This window comes from Conexibacter sp. CPCC 206217, from assembly GCF_030646165.1.
Classification (GTDB): domain Bacteria; phylum Actinomycetota; class Thermoleophilia; order Solirubrobacterales; family Solirubrobacteraceae; genus Conexibacter.
This window is the reverse complement of the sequence record NZ_JAUTDO010000006.1, coordinates 42,195-62,468: the sequence shown is the minus strand read 5'-3', so window position 1 is coordinate 62,468 and position 20,274 is coordinate 42,195. Positions and strand designations below refer to the sequence as shown.

General features: G+C 71.7%; 21 protein-coding genes and 1 riboswitch. Of the genes, 15 read left to right on the top strand and 6 right to left on the bottom strand.

The window, feature by feature from the left end:
- Positions 1-5 precede the first annotated feature (5 nt).
- A complete protein-coding gene (locus Q7L65_RS17340; RefSeq protein ID WP_304722954.1) occupies positions 6-1,130 on the bottom strand; it encodes a ribonucleotide-diphosphate reductase subunit beta in 1,125 nt (374 codons plus the stop codon).
- Between the two features lie 340 nt (positions 1,131-1,470).
- Positions 1,471-1,597: riboswitch (cobalamin riboswitch) on the top strand.
- Between the two features lie 112 nt (positions 1,598-1,709).
- Here Q7L65_RS17340 and Q7L65_RS17335 point away from each other — a divergent pair.
- The 5 genes from Q7L65_RS17335 to Q7L65_RS17315 all read left to right on the top strand — a co-directional run bounded on the left by Q7L65_RS17335 (position 1,710) and on the right by Q7L65_RS17315 (position 6,978).
- On the top strand, positions 1,710-2,660 hold the full coding sequence (locus tag Q7L65_RS17335) for a DUF4430 domain-containing protein (RefSeq protein ID WP_304722952.1): 951 nt from the start codon (positions 1,710-1,712) through the stop codon (positions 2,658-2,660).
- 76 nt (positions 2,661-2,736) lie between these two features.
- Complete coding sequence (locus Q7L65_RS17330; protein ID WP_304722950.1) at positions 2,737-3,609, top strand: energy-coupling factor transporter transmembrane protein EcfT; 873 nt, start codon at positions 2,737-2,739, stop codon at positions 3,607-3,609.
- A complete protein-coding gene (locus tag Q7L65_RS17325) occupies positions 3,606-5,315 on the top strand; it encodes an ABC transporter ATP-binding protein (RefSeq protein ID WP_304722948.1) in 1,710 nt (569 codons plus the stop codon). The genes Q7L65_RS17330 and Q7L65_RS17325 overlap by 4 nt, the downstream gene beginning before the upstream one ends.
- Positions 5,312-6,055 carry a hypothetical protein gene (locus Q7L65_RS17320; RefSeq protein ID WP_304722946.1) on the top strand — a complete coding sequence of 248 codons (744 nt, stop codon included), beginning with the start codon at positions 5,312-5,314 and terminating at the stop codon, positions 6,053-6,055. Before Q7L65_RS17325 ends, Q7L65_RS17320 begins: the two co-directional genes overlap by 4 nt.
- Positions 6,056-6,207: 152 nt before the next feature.
- The gene (locus Q7L65_RS17315) at positions 6,208-6,978 is read left to right on the top strand and encodes a bifunctional 2-polyprenyl-6-hydroxyphenol methylase/3-demethylubiquinol 3-O-methyltransferase UbiG (protein ID WP_304722944.1); all 771 of its coding nucleotides are present in this window, start codon (positions 6,208-6,210) and stop codon (positions 6,976-6,978) included.
- A gap of 247 nt (positions 6,979-7,225) precedes the next feature.
- On the opposite strand, the gene Q7L65_RS17310 is transcribed toward Q7L65_RS17315, so the two are convergent.
- The 4 genes from Q7L65_RS17310 to Q7L65_RS17295 all read right to left on the bottom strand — a co-directional run bounded on the left by Q7L65_RS17310 (position 7,226) and on the right by Q7L65_RS17295 (position 13,308).
- Entirely contained in the window at positions 7,226-10,600 is a 3,375-nt protein-coding gene (locus Q7L65_RS17310) for an HtaA domain-containing protein (RefSeq protein ID WP_304722942.1), read from the bottom strand.
- A gap of 100 nt (positions 10,601-10,700) precedes the next feature.
- Positions 10,701-11,195, bottom strand: coding sequence for a hypothetical protein (locus Q7L65_RS17305; RefSeq protein ID WP_304722940.1), 495 nt, complete (start codon positions 11,193-11,195; stop codon positions 10,701-10,703).
- Positions 11,196-11,275: 80 nt separating this feature from the next.
- Complete coding sequence (locus Q7L65_RS17300) at positions 11,276-11,800, bottom strand: SRPBCC family protein (protein ID WP_304722938.1); 525 nt, start codon at positions 11,798-11,800, stop codon at positions 11,276-11,278.
- Positions 11,801-11,850: 50 nt separating this feature from the next.
- Complete coding sequence (locus Q7L65_RS17295) at positions 11,851-13,308, bottom strand: SpoIIE family protein phosphatase (protein ID WP_304722936.1); 1,458 nt, start codon at positions 13,306-13,308, stop codon at positions 11,851-11,853.
- A gap of 246 nt (positions 13,309-13,554) precedes the next feature.
- On the opposite strand from Q7L65_RS17295, the gene Q7L65_RS17290 reads away from it, so the two are divergent.
- From Q7L65_RS17290 to Q7L65_RS17245, 10 genes are read left to right on the top strand one after another with little or no spacing between them, the layout of a single operon-like run.
- Positions 13,555-14,313: a PRC and DUF2382 domain-containing protein gene (locus Q7L65_RS17290; RefSeq protein ID WP_304722934.1), complete on the top strand. Its 759-nt coding sequence runs from the start codon at positions 13,555-13,557 to the stop codon at positions 14,311-14,313.
- A gap of 3 nt (positions 14,314-14,316) precedes the next feature.
- On the top strand, positions 14,317-14,787 hold the full coding sequence (locus Q7L65_RS17285) for an Asp23/Gls24 family envelope stress response protein (protein WP_304722933.1): 471 nt from the start codon (positions 14,317-14,319) through the stop codon (positions 14,785-14,787).
- 28 nt (positions 14,788-14,815) lie between these two features.
- Positions 14,816-15,208, top strand: coding sequence for a hypothetical protein (locus Q7L65_RS17280; RefSeq protein ID WP_304722932.1), 393 nt, complete (start codon positions 14,816-14,818; stop codon positions 15,206-15,208).
- Positions 15,205-15,795: a hypothetical protein gene (locus Q7L65_RS17275; RefSeq protein WP_304722930.1), complete on the top strand. Its 591-nt coding sequence runs from the start codon at positions 15,205-15,207 to the stop codon at positions 15,793-15,795. The genes Q7L65_RS17280 and Q7L65_RS17275 overlap by 4 nt, the downstream gene beginning before the upstream one ends.
- The gene (locus tag Q7L65_RS17270; RefSeq protein WP_304722928.1) at positions 15,795-16,397 is read left to right on the top strand and encodes a hypothetical protein; all 603 of its coding nucleotides are present in this window, start codon (positions 15,795-15,797) and stop codon (positions 16,395-16,397) included. Before Q7L65_RS17275 ends, Q7L65_RS17270 begins: the two co-directional genes overlap by 1 nt.
- A complete protein-coding gene (locus Q7L65_RS17265) occupies positions 16,397-16,612 on the top strand; it encodes a hypothetical protein (RefSeq protein WP_304722927.1) in 216 nt (71 codons plus the stop codon). Before Q7L65_RS17270 ends, Q7L65_RS17265 begins: the two co-directional genes overlap by 1 nt.
- A complete protein-coding gene (locus Q7L65_RS17260) occupies positions 16,612-17,574 on the top strand; it encodes a YihY/virulence factor BrkB family protein (protein ID WP_304722925.1) in 963 nt (320 codons plus the stop codon). Before Q7L65_RS17265 ends, Q7L65_RS17260 begins: the two co-directional genes overlap by 1 nt.
- A 54-nt stretch (positions 17,575-17,628) precedes the next feature.
- Complete coding sequence (locus Q7L65_RS17255; RefSeq protein ID WP_304722923.1) at positions 17,629-18,060, top strand: hypothetical protein; 432 nt, start codon at positions 17,629-17,631, stop codon at positions 18,058-18,060.
- The gene (locus Q7L65_RS17250) at positions 18,057-18,479 is read left to right on the top strand and encodes a phage holin family protein (protein WP_304722921.1); all 423 of its coding nucleotides are present in this window, start codon (positions 18,057-18,059) and stop codon (positions 18,477-18,479) included. Before Q7L65_RS17255 ends, Q7L65_RS17250 begins: the two co-directional genes overlap by 4 nt.
- Positions 18,443-18,949 carry a DUF3618 domain-containing protein gene (locus Q7L65_RS17245; protein ID WP_304722919.1) on the top strand — a complete coding sequence of 169 codons (507 nt, stop codon included), beginning with the start codon at positions 18,443-18,445 and terminating at the stop codon, positions 18,947-18,949. Before Q7L65_RS17250 ends, Q7L65_RS17245 begins: the two co-directional genes overlap by 37 nt.
- Before the next feature lie 69 nt (positions 18,950-19,018).
- Here Q7L65_RS17245 and Q7L65_RS17240 read toward each other — a convergent pair whose 3' ends face one another.
- A complete protein-coding gene (locus tag Q7L65_RS17240; protein ID WP_304722917.1) occupies positions 19,019-20,152 on the bottom strand; it encodes a YbdK family carboxylate-amine ligase in 1,134 nt (377 codons plus the stop codon).
- Positions 20,153-20,274 lie beyond the last annotated feature (122 nt).

Below are 20,274 nucleotides of genomic sequence, written 5' to 3'. Positions count from 1 at the left end.
GTCCCTCACAGCTCGTCGTCGGAGACGACGGCCAGCGCCGACGCCTTCTGGTACTCGGTCACGCGCCCTTCGAAGAAGTTCGTCTCCTTGCGCACGTCCATCAGCTCCGCCAGCCACGGCAGCGGGTTCTCGACGCCCGGCTTCAGGGGCGCGAGGCCGACGCCCTCCAGGCGGCGGTCGGCGATGTAGTCGATGTACTGCGCGAACTCCTCGGCGGACAGGCCGACGCCCTCGACCGGCAGGCAGTCGCTGATGAAGCGCTGCTCCAGCGCGACGGCCTCGCGCATCAGCTCGCGCAGCTCCTCCTGGAAGTCGGCCGTCCAGATCCCCGGGTTCTCGGCGACCAGCTCGCGCAGCAGCCGGCGGAACAGCTCGATGTGGTTGGACTCATCGCGCAGCGTGTAGCGGAACATCGTCCCGATGCCGGGCAGCTTGCCCTGGCGGTAGAGCGACAGGACCATCCCGAAGAGGCCGTAGAACTGCGTCCCCTCCATGCACTGGCCGAAGACGAAGATGTTCTTCGCCAGCAGCCGCTGGGCGGCCGGGTCGGTCATGTCGAGGTCGCGCCGCAGCTGCTTGGAGACGCCGGTGACGAACGCGTTCTTGGCGACGATCGTGGGGATGTCGTCGAACATCGCCTCGCACTCGTGCGGATCGATCTGCAGCGAGGAGATCATGTACAGCAGCGAGTCGGCGTGGATGTTCTCCTCGTGCGCATGGCGGCCGAGCACGAGCTTCAGCTCCGAGGCCGTCATCAGCTCCCGCACGACGTGGAGGATGTTGTCGCCGACGATCCCCTCGGCAGCGGAGAAGTAGCCGATCGCCATCCGCACGATCCAGCGGTCGATCTCGCTCAGGATCGAGTCCGCACCGACCCCGCGCCACTGCTCGATGTCCTTGGCCATCTGGACGTCTTCCGGCTCCCAGTGGTTGGCCTTCATCGTGCGGTACAGCTCGTACGCCCAGCCGTACTTCAGCGGCAGCAGGTTGAACGTCATCGTCTCGCGGCCGCCGACGACGCGCTTGGCCGCAAGCGCCGCCTCGGCCTTCTCCTGGTCCAGCACGAAGCTGCGCGGACCGATCGTGTACGTCTTCGTGGTGCTGCTCGGCGTTGTCGTGCTGATCGCCAACTGGGGCCTCCTTCGAGTCGGCGGGAGGTGCCCAGGTGGCCCACGGCCGGGTATGGCGGTCGCGGGGCGCCGAGAAGCGGTCCTTCTGCCGAGGACGGTTCATCGAACGTGGACGCCAGGCGACCGGGCTCGTCCCCGCGCGGTGCGGGGCATTGCCGTTGCGGGACAGCGCCGGAATCTCACCGGACTTCGCTGCCGACCACGTCCCGCGATATGTGCGCGGGGTCGATCAAGCTACGCCGGGGGTCGGACGGACTCCTCGCCGGCGACGTGCGGCGTGGCGCGTCCGGCGGGGTCCTCCGCGCAGCGCGCGGTGTAGGCTGGGCCGCGCTCATGGTGGCGGGAACCCGGTGTGACTCCGGGGCTGTCGCGCAGCGGTGTGGGTGACGATTCGGATCGCAGGTCCACTGAGCCGGAGCCCGGCTTGGGAAGGAGATCCGAGAGGACGACCCCGAGCCCGAAGACCGTGCCGCGAGCAGATGACCCACCGTCTTCGCGATCTGGACGGCGTCAGCCTCTCGGCACGGACGTTTCGTGCCGTGCTCACGGCACGACGCTGGGGAAGGGACAACGAGCGTCGTGACCCGCATCAGCAGCTCCACCTCCATGGTCTGGCGGGCTCCGCTCGCCTGTGTGGCCGCGCTGCTGTGCGCGCTCCCCGCCGCCGGCTGCGGGCTCGGAGCCGGCTCCGGCGGGGGCGACGCGACGATCGTCGTGACGGAGGACTTCGGGGCGCGCGTGCTCGGCTCGCACGTCGACAGAGACGTGCCCGAGTCCGAGACGGCGCTGCGCGCGACCGAGCGCAACTTCGACGTCAAGACCTCCTACGGCGGCCGCTTCGTCGACTCGATCGACGGCGTCGCGGGGAGCGGCAGACGCGACTGGTTCTTCTTCGTCGACGGCTCCGTCGGCGACAAGAGCGCCGCCGACGTCCAGCTTCAGAACGACGCGCATGTCTGGTGGGACTACCGCGACTGGAGCGGCTCGCAGAACGTCGACGCGGTCGTGGGGCAGTACCCGGCGCCGTTCGCCGGCGATGCGGACGGCGCGGCGCGCGAGGTCGCGGTGCGCTGCGCTCCCGGCGCCGACGTGCGCCCGCTCTGCGACACGGTCGCCAGGAGCCTCACCGCAGCCGGCGCCAGCGCGGCCGTGCAGCCGCTGAGTGCCGCCGCGCCGACCGGCTCGCCGAGCGTGCTCGTGGGGCCGTGGCGTGCGCTGCGCGCCGACGCGGCCGTGCGCGAGCTCGACAGCGGCCCGGCCAGAAGCGGCGTCTTCGCGCGCTTCGACGCAAGCGGCGAGAGACTGGATCTGCTCGACCCGAGCGGTGACGTCGCCGAGACCGCGGCCGCCGGTGCGGGGCTCGTCGCGGCGGTCGAGCACCGAGGCGAGCCGGTCTGGGTGGTCACCGGCACGGACGCCGCGGGGGTCACCGGCGCCGCTGACGCGCTCGACGCGGAGCGTCTGCGAGCGCACTTCGCGCTCGCCGTCCTCTCCGGCAAGGGTGACGTCGCGTTGCCCGCGGCACGCTGATGGAGCTGATCGACCGCATCCGCAGCACCCCGCGATCGGCTGCCGCTGCGACGGCGCGACGCTCGACGGCGAGCTGATGCGGCCTCGCCCTCGCCCTCGCTCCCGTTCCAGCCCGCTGCACGCGACGCGCGCCGCGGTCGGCTGCGCGTTGTGCGCGATGCTGGCGCTGATCGCGCTGCTGTTCGACCACCCGCTCGTGCTCGCCGCCGTCGTCGGCGCGGCGCTGGCGATCGGCACGCTCGGGGGAGCGTGGCGCACGCTCGCGCGAGGCCTGGTGTTCGCGTTGCCGTTCGCGCTCGTGATCGCGCTGTTGAACCCGTTCGTCTCGCACCAGGGGCTGACCGTGATCGCGCGCTTCGGCGAGCTGCCCGTGCTCGGCCGGCTCGACATCACCTTGGAGGCGGTCGTCTACGGCGCGATCCTCGGACTCCGCACACTCGCGTTGCTGCTCTGCACGATCCTCTACGCCGCCGTCGTCGATCCCGACGAGGTGCTGCGCCTGCTGCGCCGGGCGTCGTTTCGTTCGGCGCTGACCGCGACGCTCGCCACGCGCATGGTGCCGCTGCTGCGCCGCGACGGCCAGCGGATCGCCGAGGCGCAGCGCTGCCGCGCCGGCGCGCCGCCGTCGCGCGCGACGCTCGTGCGGGCAGTCACCGCCGGCGCACTCGACCGCGCGGTTGACGTGGCGGCGGCGCTGGAGGTGCGTGGCTACGGCAGCGCTCGCCGGCCGGCACGCGAGCGGATTCCGTGGTCGCGCCACGATCTCGCCTTCGGGGGCGCGACGCTCGCGTTGGCGCTGCTCGCCGTCGGCGACCGGCTCGCCGGCGTCGCGGGCTTCGCGACCTATCCGCAGATCGACGGCGACTGGGCGCCCGCGACGTGGGTGCTCGCGAGCGCGATCGTCGCGCTGCCACTGTTGCCGTTCCTCGATCGGCGGGGGATCGGATGAGCGACGTGCTCGTCTTCGACCGCTTCACCTACACCTATCCGGGCGCAGAGACGGCGGCGCCTGCGCTGCGCGACATGACGCTGACCGTCGGCGAGGGCGAGTTCGTCGTGCTCGCCGGCAGCTCGGGCGAAGGGAAGTCGACGCTGCTGCGCGCGGCCGGCGGGCTCGTGCCGCACTTTCACGGCGGCGAGGTCGCCGGCGAGCTGCACGTCGGCGGGATGGACGTCCGCACGCACGGCCCCGGCGAACTGGCCGCCGTCGTCGGCTCGCTGTTCCAGGATCCCGAGACGCAGGTCGTGATGGGGACGGTGCGCAGCGAGCTGGCGTTTGCGCTGGAGAACCGCGGCGAGCCGGCCAGCGCGGTCGCGCGCGCGGTCGAGGAGGCCGCGCTCGCGCTCGGGATCGAGCACCTGCTCGACCGCCTGACACACGAGCTGTCTGGCGGTGAGCTGCAGCGCGTCGCGCTCGGCGCCGCGCTCGCGGGCCGCCCCCAGCTCCTGCTGCTCGACGAGCCGACCTCGCAGCTGGACCCGGTCGCAGGCGACGAGCTGATCGGGCTGCTGCGCCGGCTCAACGAGGAGTGGGGCACGACGATCGTGCTCGCCGAGCACCGCCTCGAACGCTGCCTCTCCGCCGCCGACCGTGTCGTCGCGCTCGCCGCCGGCCGGATCGCCTGCGACGCCGCCCCGCGCGACTTCCTCGCCTGGGCCGCCGACACCGCGCCCGCGCTGCAGACACCGGCCGCCCGCCTGATCGCAGCCGCGGGCCTGAGCCCGGCGCCGATCGGCGTCAAGGACGCCCGCGCGACCTTGCGCGCCGCGGGAGCCCTGCGGACGAGCGCCGGTGATCGTCAAGAGCAGTTCCCACCCGCCCGGGGAGCGTCGCACGCCGCCGGTTCGCCCCCCTCACCCCCGCCTTCGCGTCACCACGGTGACGACGACAGCTCGCCGCGCCGCCTGCCGTTCGGCCGCCGCGCCACGACCGCCACCGCACTTCGCCTCGCGCGCGTCTGGCTCGAGCCGCGCGATGCACGCGCGATCCTGCGCGACGTCGAGCTGCGGATCGCACCCGGCGAGCGCGTCGCGTTGATGGGCCGCAACGGCGCCGGCAAGTCGACGCTGCTGCGCATCGCGGCCGGCCTGCTGAAGCCGACCCGTGGACGCGTCGAGGCCGCCGGCCGCGTCGCGCTGCTGCTGCAGAACCCCAACGACTACCTCGTGCACGACCGCGTCGGCGACGAAGCACCCGCCGCAGCACTCGCGCGCGTCGGGCTCGCCGACCTCGCCGACCGCCACCCACGCGACCTCTCCGGCGGCGAGCGCCAGCGGCTCGCGATCGCGATCGTGCTCGGCGACGGTCCGCCGCCCGCCGTGCTCTGCCTCGACGAGCCGACGCGCGGTATGGACCGCGCCCACAAGGACGACCTCGTCGCGCTCGTGAGCGGCCTTGCCGACGCCGGCACCGCAGTGCTCGTCGCCACCCACGACCCCGAGTTCGTCGCCGCGTTCGCGCAGCGCGTCGTGCTGCTCGGCGACGGCCGCCCGATCGCCGACGGCCCCACCGCCGAGCTGCTGAGCGGCGGGTGGTACTTCACGACCGAGACCGCCCGCATCCTGCGCGGCGCCGGACACGCGCTCGACCCCGACGCCGGCGCCGCGCTGGTCCGCGCGCGGCTGGACGCGACCGCGCGAGCAGCGTCGCAATGACCTGGCAGCTCGCCGCCTTCCTTGTCCTCGCAGGCGCCCTCGCCGCCGGCTTCGCGTGGTACGAGCGCTCGCGCCCGACGGCGCGCGTGCTCGCGCTCGTCGCCGCGCTCGCGGCACTCGGCGTGCTCGGCCGGATCGCGTTCGCGCCGGTTCCGAACGTGAAGCCGACGAGCGACATCGTGCTGCTGACCGGCTACGTCTTCGGCGGACCGCCCGGGTTCGCGGTCGGCGCGATCGCCGCGCTCGCCTCCAACCTCTTCTTCGCGCAGGGCCCGTGGACGCCGTGGCAGATGCTCGCCTGGGGCGCGACCGGCACGCTCGGCGCCCTGCTCGCCCGCCTCTCCCCCCGTCTCGGCCGCGTTCCCCTCGCACTCGCGTGCGGCGCGACCGGGCTGCTCTACGGCGCGATCGTCAACTTCGGCGCCGTCGCCACGGTCGGCAACGAGGACCTCTTCAACCGTTACCTCGCCTACCAGGCGATCTCACTCCCCTGGGATCTCACCCACGCGGCCGGCAACGTCGTCTTCTGCCTGCTCTTCGGCCCTGCCCTCGTCCGCACCCTCCAACGCTTCCGCAGCCGCGTCACGTTCACGTGGGAACCGGTACTCCGCTCGGAGACAGCGACGAACGTCGGCTCAGCCTTGCACCATCCTGTCTGGCTCCGGAAACGTTGGGGCAACCGTGCTGGAAGGGGCTACGAGCCCGTCGGTCGAGATTCTCGTGAAGGGGACGTTGTATGACATTCGTGGCGCGCATGCGGTCGAGAGTCGAAGAGGTCGCACCCCGCGCGGCGCACCTTGCTCGCAAGGTTGGGCGGGCGCGGCGTGATTTCGGCGACCCGTTGCCGCCGTCCGCGTCGCATCATCGTGCGGACGAGATCTTTCGCCGCACCTTGCGCGACCAGCCCCAGCTCTCTGATCGCGAGTCGCGTCTGTGCGAGCTGATCGAGTACTACGGGTGGGAGATCGGCCACCGCGCGCAGTACGCCACTCCGTGGTTCTACGAAGACGATCCGCGCGCCCGCAGATACGAGGATGCGCTCGGTGTCTCGAACCTGGAGTACCAGATTCTGCACATGTACTCGCTCTTCAACCGGATGGATCCCGAGCGTCCGGACTTCTACTGGATCTACGACAACATCCTCGACCGACTTCAGGCGCTCGGCGGACCGGAGAAGGTCAGCGTCCTCGACTTCGGCACCGGGCTCGGCCAGATCGGCCTGTCGCTCTGCGCTGCTGGCTACCGGACGGTGATGTCCGATCGGATCGAAGGCTTCCTCGACTTCATTCGCTGGCGCGCCGAGCACTTCAGACTCGAGCCGGTGCTCGACGAGGCGACGACCGACTACTCGTTCTTCGACACGGGCGACGACGACCACGACTACGGTCTCGTCGTCGAGTGGTCAGCGTTCGAGCACGTGCACGACGTCATCCCCGCGCTCGAGAGGATCACCGGCGGTCTCGTCCCGGGCGGCGTGTTCGTCACGACGACGTTCAAGAAGGACTGGACCCCAGAACTGATCGAGCACTACCGGCGTGATTCACAGGACGACGACATCGCCGATCAATACTTCTCGCCCGATGTCGATCAGTGGATCGACGAGCGGTTCGACGTCGTGTCGTCGCCGAGATCGCTTGCGAAGCTGCTGATCCGGAAGGGATGACTCTCGCACCGAGCGGCGCTCAGAGGTCTTCGGCTATCAGCGGCGCTTCGAACCAGGCGCGCACCGCCGCCGGCGTGCCGAGCCGCCCGTGTGCAACTCCAACCGTGAAGGACCGCTACTTCTCGATCACCGACGCCCCGCATGCGGTCGCGCGACTCGTGCTCGACCTGCTGGACGAAGCCGGGAGCTGACCGCCGCGAGGCGGCGGGTGCAGCTCGGCCGGCTTCGTCGATTCACCGCTCTCAGCTCAGCGGCTGACCCGCTGCTTCGCCCCCTTCAGCGTCGTCTTCACGACCCGCGTCGTCGTGCGGCCGCCGGCGCTCACCTTCACGCGCACGCGCACCGTCGTGCTGCGGCCGCCGAGCCGCTTGGCGGCTGCCTTCGTCAGCCGCACGCGCACGGTCGCGCTGCGGCCGGCGGCGATCGTCTTCGGTGCCAGCACCGTCGCGTGCAGGCGCTTGCCGGCGATCGTCAGCGTGACCCGCTTGGGCACGGTGACCGCGCACGCTCTGCCGCCGCGCGGGCAGCTCAGCCGCGCGACCTGCGCGACGCGCCGGGCGCCGATCGTCAGCGCCGTCTTGCCCGGGACGACCGTCGCGACGGGCGCGGGCGCCGGCTTCGGGGTTGGCGGAGCGACCGGGACGACCGGGGCCGCCGGTGTCACCGGGGCCAGCGGCGTGACCGGTTCGGCCGGCGTCCCCGGCCCCTGCGGCTCCCCCGGCTCCTCAGGCTCGCCCGGCTCCTCGGGCTCGCCCGGCTCCTCAGGCTCCTCCGGCGTGCCGAAGTCGGCCGCGAGCGCGATCGGGTCGAACTGCTCCCCGGCCGGGTAGCTGCCGAAGACGGCGGCGCCCTCGGCGGTGAGCGTCGTCTCCAGGCCGCTCCAGTCGAGCCCGCCGTCGCGCCCGACCGGCGCGGACGGCAGCGTCACCGTGACGAGCGGGACGTTCGTGCGCGTGACCGGAGTCGGCGACTCCATCGTCGCGCCCGCCGTGTCGGCGTAGAGCGTGCCGACGGCGCCGTCGGCGACCAAGCGCAGGTTCGAGAAGGTCGTGTCGAGCTGCGGCGTCGTGTCGCCCGGCACGTGGTAGTCGTGGCCCCAGAAGCGCACGCTGCCGCGCAGTCTCAGCTCGAGCGCGCCGCTGGCCGGGTCGTAGCTGCCGCCGCGGATGCCGAAGCGGACGATCTCCGAGCCGGCGTCGCGGCCGTTGCAGAGCGCGCCCGTCGCGAGCGTGCCGGGGACCTGGCTGGCGCCGTCGGAGACGACGATTCCGCCGCGCGCGACGTTGCCGACGACGTAGCAGCGCCAGCGGTTGGCGAAGCCCCAGTCGAGCTGACCGCCGCCGAACGTCACAGCGGTGCTCACCGGCGGTGAGACGTTCAGCCTCACCGTGCGCGTGAAGACCGTGCTCCACGCATCGGAGCCGGGCGTGATGCGGTTGCGCAGGCGGGCGCGGAACTGCGCGCCGTCCATCTCGACGGAGGCGTTCGGCACGCGCAGGAAGCCGCCGTCGACGTCGAAGTCGCCTGATTCCGGGTCGACGTCGGCCCAGAAGCCGCCGACCTTGCGCTGCCACTGGATCTGCGGTGCCGGGTTGCCGACCGGCATCACCTTCAGCTCGGCGGTCGCGCCGGCTGTGACGGCGACGTCGGAGGGCTGCACGGCGATCGTGGCGGCGGTGTTCACCGTGATCGTCGCGGGCACCGCGACCTGGCCGGCGACGTTGGTGAAGATCGCCCGCACCTGGCGACCGTTGTCGTCGGCGGTGACCGGGAGCGTCAGCGTGCCGGTGGTCGCGTCCGGAATGTCAGTGAAGCGACCGCTGCCGCCGGCGCGCGTCTGCCAGCGCACCGTCGGCGTCGCCGTGCTGCCGTTCCAGCCTCTGCCGGTCGCCGCCGCGGTGAAGCTCGCGGTGCCGCTGTCGACGCCCGCGGCAAGCGGGACGACGACGTCGTCCGGCGCGTCGGTGACGTCCGCCGCGTAGGCGACGCGCGCGTACTTGATCAGCGTGCCGTTGGAGGCGACATAGACGGTGCCGCCGGTGCCGGCGGCGATGCCGACGGGGTTCAGCACGCCTGCGCCGAGCTGGCTGCCGGGCGCGAGCGTTCCGACCGCCCGCGATCTCTCGACCAAGCCGATTCTGTTCGTGGCCGTGTCGACCGCCATGAAGGTGCGGTTCTCGAGGTCGACGGCGCTCGCCAGCACCGTGCCGAGCCCGAGGCTGACGCGCTCGCCGACCTGTCTGATGACGCCGTCCGCGTCGCGCTGGGCGGTGAAGACCTGGCCGTTGTAGTTGGTCAGGTAGAAGCCGCCCTGACCCGGGATCGCCTGCACCGTGGTCGGCTGGTTGAACGTCGCCTGGACCGCGTCCGGGTTGCTGTAGTCGCCGGGCAGGAAGGAGGCGGTCGCGGTCGTGCCGTCGAGCGTCAGGCGCACCGGCCGCGTGCTGGCGGCGGTCACGACGATGTCGCCGAAGCCGTCGACGGCGATCACCGCGCGCGCGTCGGCGTTCATCGCGACGCCTCTGCGGATGTATCTCGTCTGCACCCAGTCGCCGTTGCCGTCACGCTTCCAGCTGACGAGGACGTCGCCGTTGGCGGCGTACAGCGTGCTGCCGTTGAAGACGAGCGTGCTGGCGCCGAAGCCGCCGGGCAGCGTCGTCTGTCTGTAGGTCTGTGTGTCGCCGTCCCACGCGAACGCGTAGGTGTTGCCGGCGGCCGAGTCGAAGACGGTCCCGGTGTTGGGATCGCCGGCCGGTGCCGGGTAGTTCTCGAAGATCGCGTTCGGGCTGGAGCCGAGCGGGGTGCCGACCGGCGCGAGCGTGTCGGGGTCGAGCGCGACGATCCCGGCGCTGCCGCTGACGACCGTGTGCATCAGGTTGTGGCCGTAGTCGTAGAAGAGGCCGTACGTGCGGCGCTCGGGGTCGGGCGTCACGCGCGCGACCTCTCTCAGCGCCAGCGCGCCGTTGCCGACGAGCGGCTCCTCGGTCGCTCTCGGCAGGCCGCCGGGACCCGTGTAGGTCGTCGAGAGCGGATCCATCGTCGTTCCCGCCGGGTAGTTGCCGCTGAACGCCTCGCGGCCCTCGGCGGTCAGCGTCGTGGTCAGCGCTCTCCAGCTCGTTCTGCCGCTGGCGACGGTCAGCGCGTCCGCTCTCAGCGCGACGGTGACGATCGGGATCTCGCCGTAGTCGACCAGCTGACCGCCGACCTCGTCGCGGCTGACGGTCTTGACGATCAGCCGCGCGTCGTCGCCGTCGACGACCAGGCGCGGATCGCTCATCGTCATGTCGAGCGCGCCCTCGTGGCCCGTCCAGTGGACGGAGCCGCCGAACTGCAGCTCGGCTCTGTGCGTGTCGGGGTCGTAGCTGCCCGATCTGAACGGCCAGCGGTAGCCGTCGGCGCCGCCGACGTAGTCGACCCCGCCGGACCAGGTGCCGATCCCCGTGTAGTCACGCCACGACTGCTTCATGCCCCACAGCAGCCCCTCCCCCTCGGTGATCGCCACCGGATCGGCCGCGTCGGCGCGTGCCGCCGCCGTCGCCGAGGCCGCGAAGAGCGCCGCAAGCAGGCAGAAGAAGACGATCAGCGCGTGCCACGCCGATCGCCGGAGGATCTGTCGGAACATCTGTACCTCAGGTGTTAGGGAACCTTTATTAGGTTACCCTAAGTCTGCTTACGCGCCAGCTCAGAGTCGTCTCTTCGCGGATGCTCGGCGTCTCCTGTCGCTACGCCGGCTCGCTCGGATCCTCGTCGGCCGCCAGCCGCAGTGACGAGTCGCGCACCGCGGCGACGTGGCGCTGCTGCAGTGGCAGGACCGCCTCGACCAGTCTCGCCACCTCGGGCAGCTGCGCTCTTCTGTTGAGCGTCCCGAGGATCTCCCAGTGCGCCAGCTCGCCGGCCTCGGCCATGCTGAGGAACTCCAGCCCGTCGAGCGCCTCGGCGTCCTCCAGGTAGGTCCGCATGAACTCGGCGACCTCTCTCTTCGTCTCGCGCGCCTTGTCACGGATCGCGGTCTTGAGCCCGTCGCGCGAGTCGGCGACCTGCTGGCAGCGCTGCTCCGTGTCGGCCGCCTCCGTGCTCATTCTCTGCAGCAACTCCAGCAGCTCCGTCTCCTGCTCTCTTCTGGCCAGCCCGGCGACCTTTCTCGTCGCCTGCTGCGCCGCCTGCGCCAAGCCCAGCACCTCCGCCAGCTTCTCGTCCAGCACGGTCAGCTCAGCCATCGATCCTCCTCAGGGTCGTTGCGGTTCGTCACCGTCGTCGACCGAGCTACCCGCGCATGAGCGCGCTCATGCGAAGGCAGCTAGCCGGCCGGCGGCGCCGGTCTGCTGCTGGCCTCGACGAACGCCTCGGCGTCGCTCTCACGTGCTGGCAGCGTGCCGGTGGGGATCGGCTCGCGTCTCTCCGCCAGTGCCTTCAGCCGCCGCAGCGACTCGCGGTTGCGCAGCCGCACGAGCGGGTCGCTGAGCGGGTTGAGGAAGATGCGGGAGCGCATGTCCGCGGGGTGCTCGTCCATCGTGATGCGGGTCCGTTTGCGGTCGAGCTGCGTCATTCTGAGCGTCACCCAGGCAACGGTCAGCGGCCGTGCCTTCACGCGCAGTCTCAGCAGCCGCGGCGGCTCGCACTCGACGGCCTCGGAATGGTCCTTCAGCCGCAGCGGGCCGATCCCGACGGTGTGGTCGAAGGCGGTTCCGGGGTTCGGCCAACCGCGGTCCGCGCGGCGGATCGCGCGCGAGCCGACGACCCAGCGCGCATAGGAGCGTGGGTCGGCCAGCACGCCGAAGACGGCTTCGGGCGCGGCATCGACGTCGATCTCGTTGTGAGCCATGACCCACAACTGCCCGCTCGACGTGGCGGCGACTCATTCCCGGCGCAACGTCAGTCGACGGCGAGGACGAGCAGTGTGGCGTCGTCCTGTAATGGCTGGGTCCACGAGTCGGTCACTGCCTGAAGGATCGCCATCGCGGTCGCTGCGGCAGTGGGAGCGGCTGCACCGGCGACGGCGTCGCGGACGCCGTCGAGGCCGAAGGTCCCGCCGTCTCTGACGATGCGCTCGGTGATTCCGTCAGTGAGCAGGATCAGTCGCTCGCCCGGGTCGAGCTGGACCACGCTCGTGTCGTAGCGCGGTGCGGCCGCGGTACTGCCGAGCGGTGGGTGACTCGGGCCCGCGAGCGCGGTGAAGGCGCCGTCGGCGCTGACGAGCTGACCCGGCGGGTGGCCGCAGTTGATCCATGCGAGCGTCGCCGTCGGAGCGTGCCAGCGCGCGAGGATCGCGGTGACGTAGAAGTCGGGGTTGCCGAGCGTGCGCACGACGTCGTCCATCGCGGTCGCGGCGCCGACGAGGTCCTGGCCGCTGCGACGTGCGGCGCGCAGCGCCCCGAGCGCGGCGGCGCTGAGGCCGGCGGCGGTCGCGCCGTTGCCGGCGGCGTCGGCGATCACCAGCCATGAGCCGTCGCGGTTCTCGACGAAGTCGAACCAGTCGCCGCCGACGTCGTAGGTCGGCAGCAGCCCGCCGGCGATCTGCGCGCCGGTGACGCGCGCGATGCGCGGCGGCAGCAGGTGGTGCTGCACCTCGGCGGCGGCGCTCGTGGGCTTGCGCCGGCGGGCCGCCTCGATGTGGTCGGTGTAGTCGTTGACCAGCTCCAGCGCCGCGGCGCCCTGCTTGGCGATGTCCTCCAGCCCGACGACCGGTTGCCCGACGCAGAGCAGCAGTCCCAGCACGCGACCACGCAGCCACAGCGGCTCGGCGACGCAGCGCGGCAACTGCTGCGCGAGGCGCTCGTAGAACTGCGGCAGTCCTTCGGGAACGATCTCGGGACCGAGCGCGGGCGGGGCCTCGAGTCGCTCGGGAAAGTCTTCTGAGCCGGCGAGACGAACCAGCTCGGAGCCGTCGATGTCGACGACGTAGAGCGCGACGGCGACGCCGGCCGTCCGGCGTGCCTCGGCGACGAGCTGGTCGGCGATCAGATGCGGCGGGACCTCGTCGAGGACGTGGGTGACCTCGAGCGCGAGCGGGCTCACACGGCCGAGGCGGCCGGGCGGTTGAAACGGCAGCGTCGCGACCGTCCGCGGCGGGACGGTCGGCGTTGGGATGGCTGCATCCTCTTGACGCTGCGCGAGCGCGTCGGCGAGGTCCTTGCGCGTGGGGAAGTGCCGATAGAGCGTCGAGCGGCTGACCTCGGCGGCTGCGGCGACCTGCGCCATGCTCGCGCGCCGATCCCCGGCCAAGCTCGCGGCCGCTACGAGGATCCGCTCCCGCCGGGCGACGGCGTCGGCCCGCAGCGGCGGTTGCTCGTGATCGTCCGGATGCGGCGGACTCTGCTCGTTCGAGGCCACGTCACGGAACCTATCCGACGCGCTGCTCCTTCGTGCCGCAGGTTTGGCGATCCGTCTCTCCATGCGTCCCGTATAGCTGCCCGCTTGAGTTCATCTGAGACACCCGCCCAGCGTATCGTCCCTCATTTTGTCCCAAATGCTGGCACATGCCCGGTCAGAAATGCAGTTTCTGCTCCATTTCACCGGGTACTTGGGACACACAGGCTGTGGAAGCAGCATGCACATGTCCCACGTAGAGGAGCAGAGATGACGGGCATCACAGACAGCTATGACGTCGCCGGCCGCACGTTGCTCGATCGCGACGGCGACAAGCTCGGCAAGGTCGACGAGGTCTACACCGACAGCCAGGGCGGCCAGCCGGAGTGGGCGCTGGTGCAGTCGGGGCTGTTCGGCACGAAGAAGACCTTCGTCCCGCTGAATGGCGCAGAGCCCGACGGCGAGGACCTGCGCGTGCCGATCGACAAGTCGCAGATGAAGGACGCCCCGCACGTCGACGCCGGCGACGAGCTGAGCGAGGCGGAGGAGCGTCAGCTGTTCGAGCACTACGGCGTCGCCTACGGACCGTCCACGACGGCCGCCACCGGCGACACCTCCGGCCAGACCACCGGCCACGACACCTCCGGCCAGACCACCGACGACGCGATGACGCGCTCTGAAGAGGAGCTGCGCGTCGGCACGCGCGAGGTCGAGCGCGGACGGGTGCGCCTGCGCAAGTACGTCGTCACCGAGCAGGTCACGAAGACCGTGCCGGTGAGCCACGAGGAGGTGCGGATCGAGCGCGAGCCGATCACCGACCAGAACGCCGGCGCCGCGACGGACGGCCCCGAGATCTCCGAGGAGGAGCACGAGGTCGTGCTGCACGCCGAGGAACCGGTCGTCGACAAGACGGTCGTGGCGAAGGAGCGGGTGCGGCTCGGCACGGAGACCGTCACCGGCGAGGAGGAGATCTCCGAAGAGGTCCGCAGCGAGCGGATCGAGACCGACGGCGCGGACGAGCGGCGCTAGACGATGTCCGCCACCCCGCAGGACCAGAAGACGCAGTCTGGCGTCAGCGGCGCGGCGCTCGCACGCAGCGGCTCTGACGATTCGCCGCTGGCGTCTGAGCAGGGCTCGACGTCGATCGCGGAGGGCGTCGTCACGAAGGTCGCCGGGATCGCCACGCGCGAGGTGCCGGGCGTCTATGCGCTGGGCGGCGGCGCCGCCCGCGCGCTCGGTTCGGTGACGCAGCGCGTCGGCATCGGCGACGAGCGCACGCAGGGGGTGTCGGTCGAGGTCGGCGAGCGCGAGGCCGCGGTCGACCTGACGCTCGTGGTCGAGTACGGCGAGTCGATCCCGCAGATCGCGGAGCAGATCCGCTCCAACGTCAAGAAGCGGATCGAGGGGATCACGGGCCTGACGGTGACGGAGGTCAACATCGCCGTCAACGACCTGCACTTCCCCGGCGACGAGCAGCCCGACGAGCCGGCGCGGGTCGCCTGAGGTGACGGCCCCGGCCGCAACCGTGCCCATGGCGGGCTCCCTGCCGCGGACGACCACGCCGACGCTGCCAGTGCCCGCGGGCGCGGGCGCGGCGGCGCCGCGGCTCGCGCTCGCGCAGCTCGCGAGCGCCGCCGCCGTCCGCACGCCCGGCGTCGTCTCGCTGCGGCGCTCCGCTCACGTCACGGAGGAACACGGCGTGCGCGTCGGCGGCGTGCGCGTGATCGCCGAGGGCGGCGGTCGCTACGAGGTCGCGGTCGCGCTGGTCGCCGCCCCGGTGGCGCTGCATGCGCTGGCCACTCGGGTGCGCGAGCGGATCCGCCGTGCCGCGACCGTCGCGGGGCTCGCCGATCGGCTCGGGTCGATCGCCGTCGCGATCGTCGACGTCGTCGAGGTCGCCTCCGAGCAGGAGCCGACGAGATGATGATCCTGCTGCAACTGCTCGCGCGGCTCGTCGCGTTCCTGCTGCTGCTCGCGCTCGCGCTCGCCGGTCTCGCCGTCGCGGTCTTCTCGATCCAGGACACCCACACGGGACTGAGCATCGAAGGACTCGCGCATGACGCCCGGCTGCCGCAGCTGCGCGACACCGTCGGCGACTTCCTCGCGAGCGTCGAACGCGGCGGCCCGGTCGCCGTCGTCGCGGCGCTGTGCGGGCTCGGCGCGATCGTGCTCGGGCTGCTGCTGGTGCTCGGCGTCGTCGGTTCGCGCCGGGAGCGGCTGATCGTGCTCGACGACGGCGCCCAGGCGGGACGGACGGCCGCGAAGCGGCGTCCGCTCGCGCAGGTCGCCACGGCGCTGAGCGAGCAGGTGCGCGGCGTGACGTCGGTTCGTGCACGCGCCCATGCCGGGCGCCGTCGCAGCACCGTGGGCGTGCGCATCGATCGCGCCGCGACTGCCGACGCGCAGCAGATCGGAGCCGACGTGCGACAAGCGCTGTCGTCGCTGACGGACGTCGGTGTGCGCGCACGTGTGGAGACGCGCCGCGGCGGACCGCGATCGCGAGTGGCGTGATGGTCCGCCAGCGGATCCGCACCGACTCCGCCCGGCTCGGGCTGCTGGGCCGACTCGTGCTCGTGCTCGCCGCGCTCGCGCTCGTCTGGTACGGGCTGATGCTCGTGCTGCTCGCGCTGAAGGTGGCGCCCGCCACGGTCGAGTCGATCAGCGGCTACCGCTCGATCTTCGACGAGCTCGCGGCGCTCGAGTCGCCGCACGGCACCGCCGCGCGTGCGATCGTCGCAGGCGCCGGCGTGGCGGCGTTCCTGCTGTTCGGCTATCTCGCGCTCGCGCAGATCCCCCGCCCTCGCCTCGCGCGCACGGACGTGGTGCTCGACGACGCGCCGTCCGGCTCGCTGACCGTCGAGCCGCGCGCGATCGAACGCGTCGCCGAAGCCGCCGCGGCCGGCAACACGGCCGTCAGCGCCGCCGCGGGCCGCTGGGGCACCGACGACCTCGCCGTCTCGGTCCACGTCGCGCGCGCTCGCGACGTACCCGGAGTGCTTGCCGACGTCCGCAGTCGCGTCCACGCGGCGCTGACCACCCACGACCTGCCGGACCTGCCCGTGAACGTCACGCTCGGCGGCTTCGACCGCCAGAGCCGAAGGGAGCTCGACTGATGATCAGAACCAAGCACCTCGCCGCCGCACTCGCGTTCTCCTTCGTGGCGGCGTGGATCGGCTTCGGATTCGGCCAGGCGGTGCTCTGTCTGCTCGCCGCCGCCGTCCTCTACACGGCCGTCGCGGTGCGCGCGGGGGAGATCGACCTCGCCGGCCTGCAGGCGCGCATCGTCGAGCGGCAGCCGCCCACCCCAGCGAAGCGGAAGGTGATGTGATGAACGCCGACGCGCGCCGTGCGGACTACGCGCCGGTCGGAACCGACGGCAAGACGGGCCTGTTCGCGACGCTCAAGCGGACGCTCACCGAGTTCAGCGAGGACAACCTCAGCGACTGGGCAGCCGCGCTGACCTATTACGGGCTGTTGTCGCTGTTCCCCGCGTTGATCGCGCTCGTCTCGATCGTCGGGCTGGTCGGCGACCCGGCGTCGACGACGAGAACGCTGACGGACATCGTCACGAGAATCGGGCCCAGCTCGGCCGCCGACACGTTCTCCGGGCCGATCAGATCGATCACGTCGCACAGAAGCGCGGCGGGGATCCTCTTCTTCGTCGGGCTCGGAACGGCGCTGTGGTCGGCGTCGGGCTACATCGGCGCGTTCATGCGCGCCGCCAACATCGTCTACGAGACGCCCGAGGGCCGGCCGATCTGGAAGCTGCGCCCGCTGCAGATCCTCGTCACACTCGTGATGGTGATCCTGCTGGCGCTCGTCGCGCTGGCGATCGTGATGACCGGACCGATCGTCTCGGCCGTCGCGGAGCCGTTGGGCATCGGCTCGACCGCCGTCACGATCTGGGACATCGCGAAGTGGCCGGCGCTGCTGGCCGTGATGATCCTGATGTTCGCGGTCCTGTACTACGCGGCCCCGAACGTGAAGCTGCCCGGCTTCAAGGTCGTCACGCCCGGCGCGCTGCTGGCGATCGTCGTGTGGCTGATCGCCTCGGCGCTGTTCGCGCTCTACGTCGCGAACTTCAGCTCCTACGACAAGACCTACGGGACGCTCGGCGGCTTCGTCTGCCTGCTCGTCTGGTTCTGGATCACGAACGTCGCGCTGCTGCTCGGTCTCGAGCTGAACGCCGAGCGCGAACGCAGCCGCGAGCTCGACGCGGGCGTCCACGGCGCCGAGAAGGAGATCCAGCTCGAGCCGCGCTCGGAGCCGAAGGTCCAGAGAACCACCTGAGCGTGCGTCAGCAGGACGCACGCGACGTCGTCAAATCCCCTCGAAGGAGACCGCATGTCGCACGACGGCATCAAGGAGAGAGCGCAGGACGCGCAGCAGCAGGTCAAGCAGACCGCGCAGACGAGAGTGCGTGAGCAGGTCGACACGCGCTCGACGCAGGCCGGCGAGCAGGTCTCGGCGACTGCGCAGGCCCTGCGCACGACGAGCAGATCGCTGCACGAAGAGGGCCAGGACGCGCCCGCCAAGGCGGCCGATCAGCTCGCCGGCTACGCCGAGCGGATCGGTGACTACCTGACCAAGACCGACGGAGAGCAACTGCTGCATGACGCCGAGGAGTTCGGTCGTAGACAGCCGCTGGCGGCGATCGGCTTCGGCCTCGTCGTCGGGATCGCGGCGTCGCGGCTGCTGAAGGCGTCGAGCCGCAACCGCTACGAGAGCCGGCAGACGCCCGCGCTGCCCGGGGACCGTGTGTGGGTCGCGCCATGAGCGACGGCATCCCCCGCCAGGCGCGCGACGAGTCGATCGGCGAGCTGCTGAAGGACCTCACCGACGAGACCAGCACGCTGGTGCGACAGGAGCTCGCGCTCGCAAGAGCGGAGCTGACGCAGAAGGGCAAGGCAGCAGGCAAGGGCGCCGGCATGTTGGGTGCGGCGGGCGTGGTGGCGTTGCTGATGCTCGGGACGCTGACGGCCTGCGTCGTCGCGTTGTTGAGCACGGCCGTCGACCACGTCTGGCTGGCCGCGCTGATCGTGACCGTCGTCTACGCCGCTGTCGCGGCAGTGCTGGCGCTGGCTGGTCGCAGAGCGTTGAAGGACGCGGTGCCGCCGGCACCGGAGGAGACCATCGAGAGCGTGAAGGAGGACGTCGCATGGGTCAAGACCCAGACGAGATCCGCGCGGGCATAGACCGGACGCGCGAGCGCATGGGCGAGACGATCGACGCACTCGGCCACAAGGCCGACGTCAAGGCGCGCGCCAAGGACAACGTCAGCGGAAAGGTCGACAGCGTGAAGGAGAAGCTCGGACTGCCCGCCAAGCGCGCCGGCGAGATGACGCCGGACGCCGAGGAGGTCAAGCAGCAGGCGCGCAAGGCGGTCGGTGTCGCGCAGGAGAACCCGCTCGGCCTCGTCGTCGGCGCGGCCGCGCTCGGCTTCCTCGCCGGCATGCTGATCCCCAGCTCACGCGTCGAGGACGAGAAGCTCGGACCGGTCGCCGACCAGATCAAGGACCAGGCGAAGGAGACCGGTCACGACGCGCTCGAGCACGGCAGAGCGATCGCGCAGTCCGTCGCCGAGACCGTCAGAGACGAAGCACAGGACCACGGCCAACAGCTCGCCGACAGCACCAAGGACCGCGCCGGGTCGGTCACCACCTAGAAGGCTCGCCCCCGAGGAGTTGGCCGTGACGGACGCTGTCACGGCCGCCTCCGGGCGCGACCCCCAGACTCAGGCAGCGGCGTTCGGCGCGCCGGCGGCGGTCAGCGCGGTCGTCTCGCGCAGCAGCGCGCCCATCCCGCCGATCGCGTGCGCGCGGCGCTGCCGGCCGGCGCCGCCGCCGCGCTCCAGCAGTCCGCGCAGCGACTCCAGCTCGTCGGTGCAGCCAAGCTCACGGGCGTGGCCGCCGACGGTCGCGAGCAGCTCTTCGAGCAGCGCCGGCACCGGGTTCAGCCGGCCCTCGGCATCCGGCAGCTTGGCGTCGAGGCCGTAGCGCGCGGCGCGGAAGACGCCCTCGTCCAGCAGCTCGCCGGGCGGGTCCGTCTCGCGCGCGGTCGCGTCGCGTTCGGTCTCGTGGCGCGCAAGACAGTGCACGAGCGCGACGAGGCCGGCGAGGTCCTCCAGCGACGTCTGCGTGTCGAGCGCGCGGATCTCGACGGTGCCCAGCCGCGGATGCGGGCGCAGCTTCCACCAGAACCACGTGTAGTCGGGCACGTCCGCGGCGCGCGCGAGCAGCGCGCTGGCCGAGCAGAAGTCCTCGAAGTCGCGCATCGCGCGCGGGACGCCCGAGCGCGGCCAGCCGCGCATCGTGACCTCGCGCGCGGACGCCAGCCCCGTGTCGCGGCCATGACGAAACGGCGAGTTGGCGCCGAGCGCCTGCAGCAGCGGCAGATGCCGGCGCAGACCGTTGAAGGCGCGGATCGCGGTCTCGGCGTCGGGCATCCCGACATGCACGTGCAGCCCGCTGACCGGCGTCGCAACCGCGTCGCCGAGCAGGTTGCGGATCCGCTCGTAGCGCTCCTTGTCGGTCGTCTCCGCCTCGCCCTCGACGGCCGAGGGGTGCGTGCCGGCGCCGAGCAGCCCGGCGCCGGTCGCCACGACCGCGCTGCGCAGCCCGCCGAGCGTCCCGACCGCCTCCGACGCCGTGCGGCAGACGTCGGTGATCAGCTCGACCTGACAGGCGTGCAGCTCGCGCTCGACCGTGCCGTCGACCGGCCCGAGCCGCTCGATCACCGCCGCCGAGGCGTTGACCTGCTCGCCCGTCACCGGATCGACGAGGAACAGCTCCTCCTCGACCCCGAGCGTGAACGGGTCGCCCACGCCGAAGCGGCTCTGCTGGCCGATCTCGTCCACCCCGTCGCTCACGTCGCGCTCGTGCGGAGGTGGGCCGTTGCGGTGATGACGACGCCGATGCGCATGCGCGGCAGGCTGCCCGATCGGCGCGCTGGGAGAACGCGATCCGTGCCGCCGCGTCGCCGCATCGGCAC

What these genes read in the sequence shown, in the direction of transcription:
- Q7L65_RS17330 (WP_304722950.1), top strand. Translation starts at nt 2,737, where the DNA reads ATGCGGCCTCGCCCTCGCCCTCGCTCCCGTTCCAGCCCGCTGCACGCG.
- Q7L65_RS17325 (WP_304722948.1), top strand. Translation starts at nt 3,606, where the DNA reads ATGAGCGACGTGCTCGTCTTCGACCGCTTCACCTACACCTATCCGGGC.
- Q7L65_RS17320 (WP_304722946.1), top strand. Translation starts at nt 5,312, where the DNA reads ATGACCTGGCAGCTCGCCGCCTTCCTTGTCCTCGCAGGCGCCCTCGCC.
- Q7L65_RS17310 (WP_304722942.1), bottom strand. Translation starts at nt 10,600, where the DNA reads ATGTTCCGACAGATCCTCCGGCGATCGGCGTGGCACGCGCTGATCGTC.
- Q7L65_RS17305 (WP_304722940.1), bottom strand. Translation starts at nt 11,195, where the DNA reads ATGGCTGAGCTGACCGTGCTGGACGAGAAGCTGGCGGAGGTGCTGGGC.
- Q7L65_RS17300 (WP_304722938.1), bottom strand. Translation starts at nt 11,800, where the DNA reads ATGGCTCACAACGAGATCGACGTCGATGCCGCGCCCGAAGCCGTCTTC.
- Q7L65_RS17290 (WP_304722934.1), top strand. Translation starts at nt 13,555, where the DNA reads ATGACGGGCATCACAGACAGCTATGACGTCGCCGGCCGCACGTTGCTC.
- Q7L65_RS17285 (WP_304722933.1), top strand. Translation starts at nt 14,317, where the DNA reads ATGTCCGCCACCCCGCAGGACCAGAAGACGCAGTCTGGCGTCAGCGGC.
- Q7L65_RS17280 (WP_304722932.1), top strand. Translation starts at nt 14,816, where the DNA reads ATGGCGGGCTCCCTGCCGCGGACGACCACGCCGACGCTGCCAGTGCCC.
- Q7L65_RS17275 (WP_304722930.1), top strand. Translation starts at nt 15,205, where the DNA reads ATGATGATCCTGCTGCAACTGCTCGCGCGGCTCGTCGCGTTCCTGCTG.
- Q7L65_RS17270 (WP_304722928.1), top strand. Translation starts at nt 15,795, where the DNA reads ATGGTCCGCCAGCGGATCCGCACCGACTCCGCCCGGCTCGGGCTGCTG.
- Q7L65_RS17265 (WP_304722927.1), top strand. Translation starts at nt 16,397, where the DNA reads ATGATCAGAACCAAGCACCTCGCCGCCGCACTCGCGTTCTCCTTCGTG.
- Q7L65_RS17260 (WP_304722925.1), top strand. Translation starts at nt 16,612, where the DNA reads ATGAACGCCGACGCGCGCCGTGCGGACTACGCGCCGGTCGGAACCGAC.
- Q7L65_RS17255 (WP_304722923.1), top strand. Translation starts at nt 17,629, where the DNA reads ATGTCGCACGACGGCATCAAGGAGAGAGCGCAGGACGCGCAGCAGCAG.
- Q7L65_RS17250 (WP_304722921.1), top strand. Translation starts at nt 18,057, where the DNA reads ATGAGCGACGGCATCCCCCGCCAGGCGCGCGACGAGTCGATCGGCGAG.
- Q7L65_RS17245 (WP_304722919.1), top strand. Translation starts at nt 18,443, where the DNA reads ATGGGTCAAGACCCAGACGAGATCCGCGCGGGCATAGACCGGACGCGC.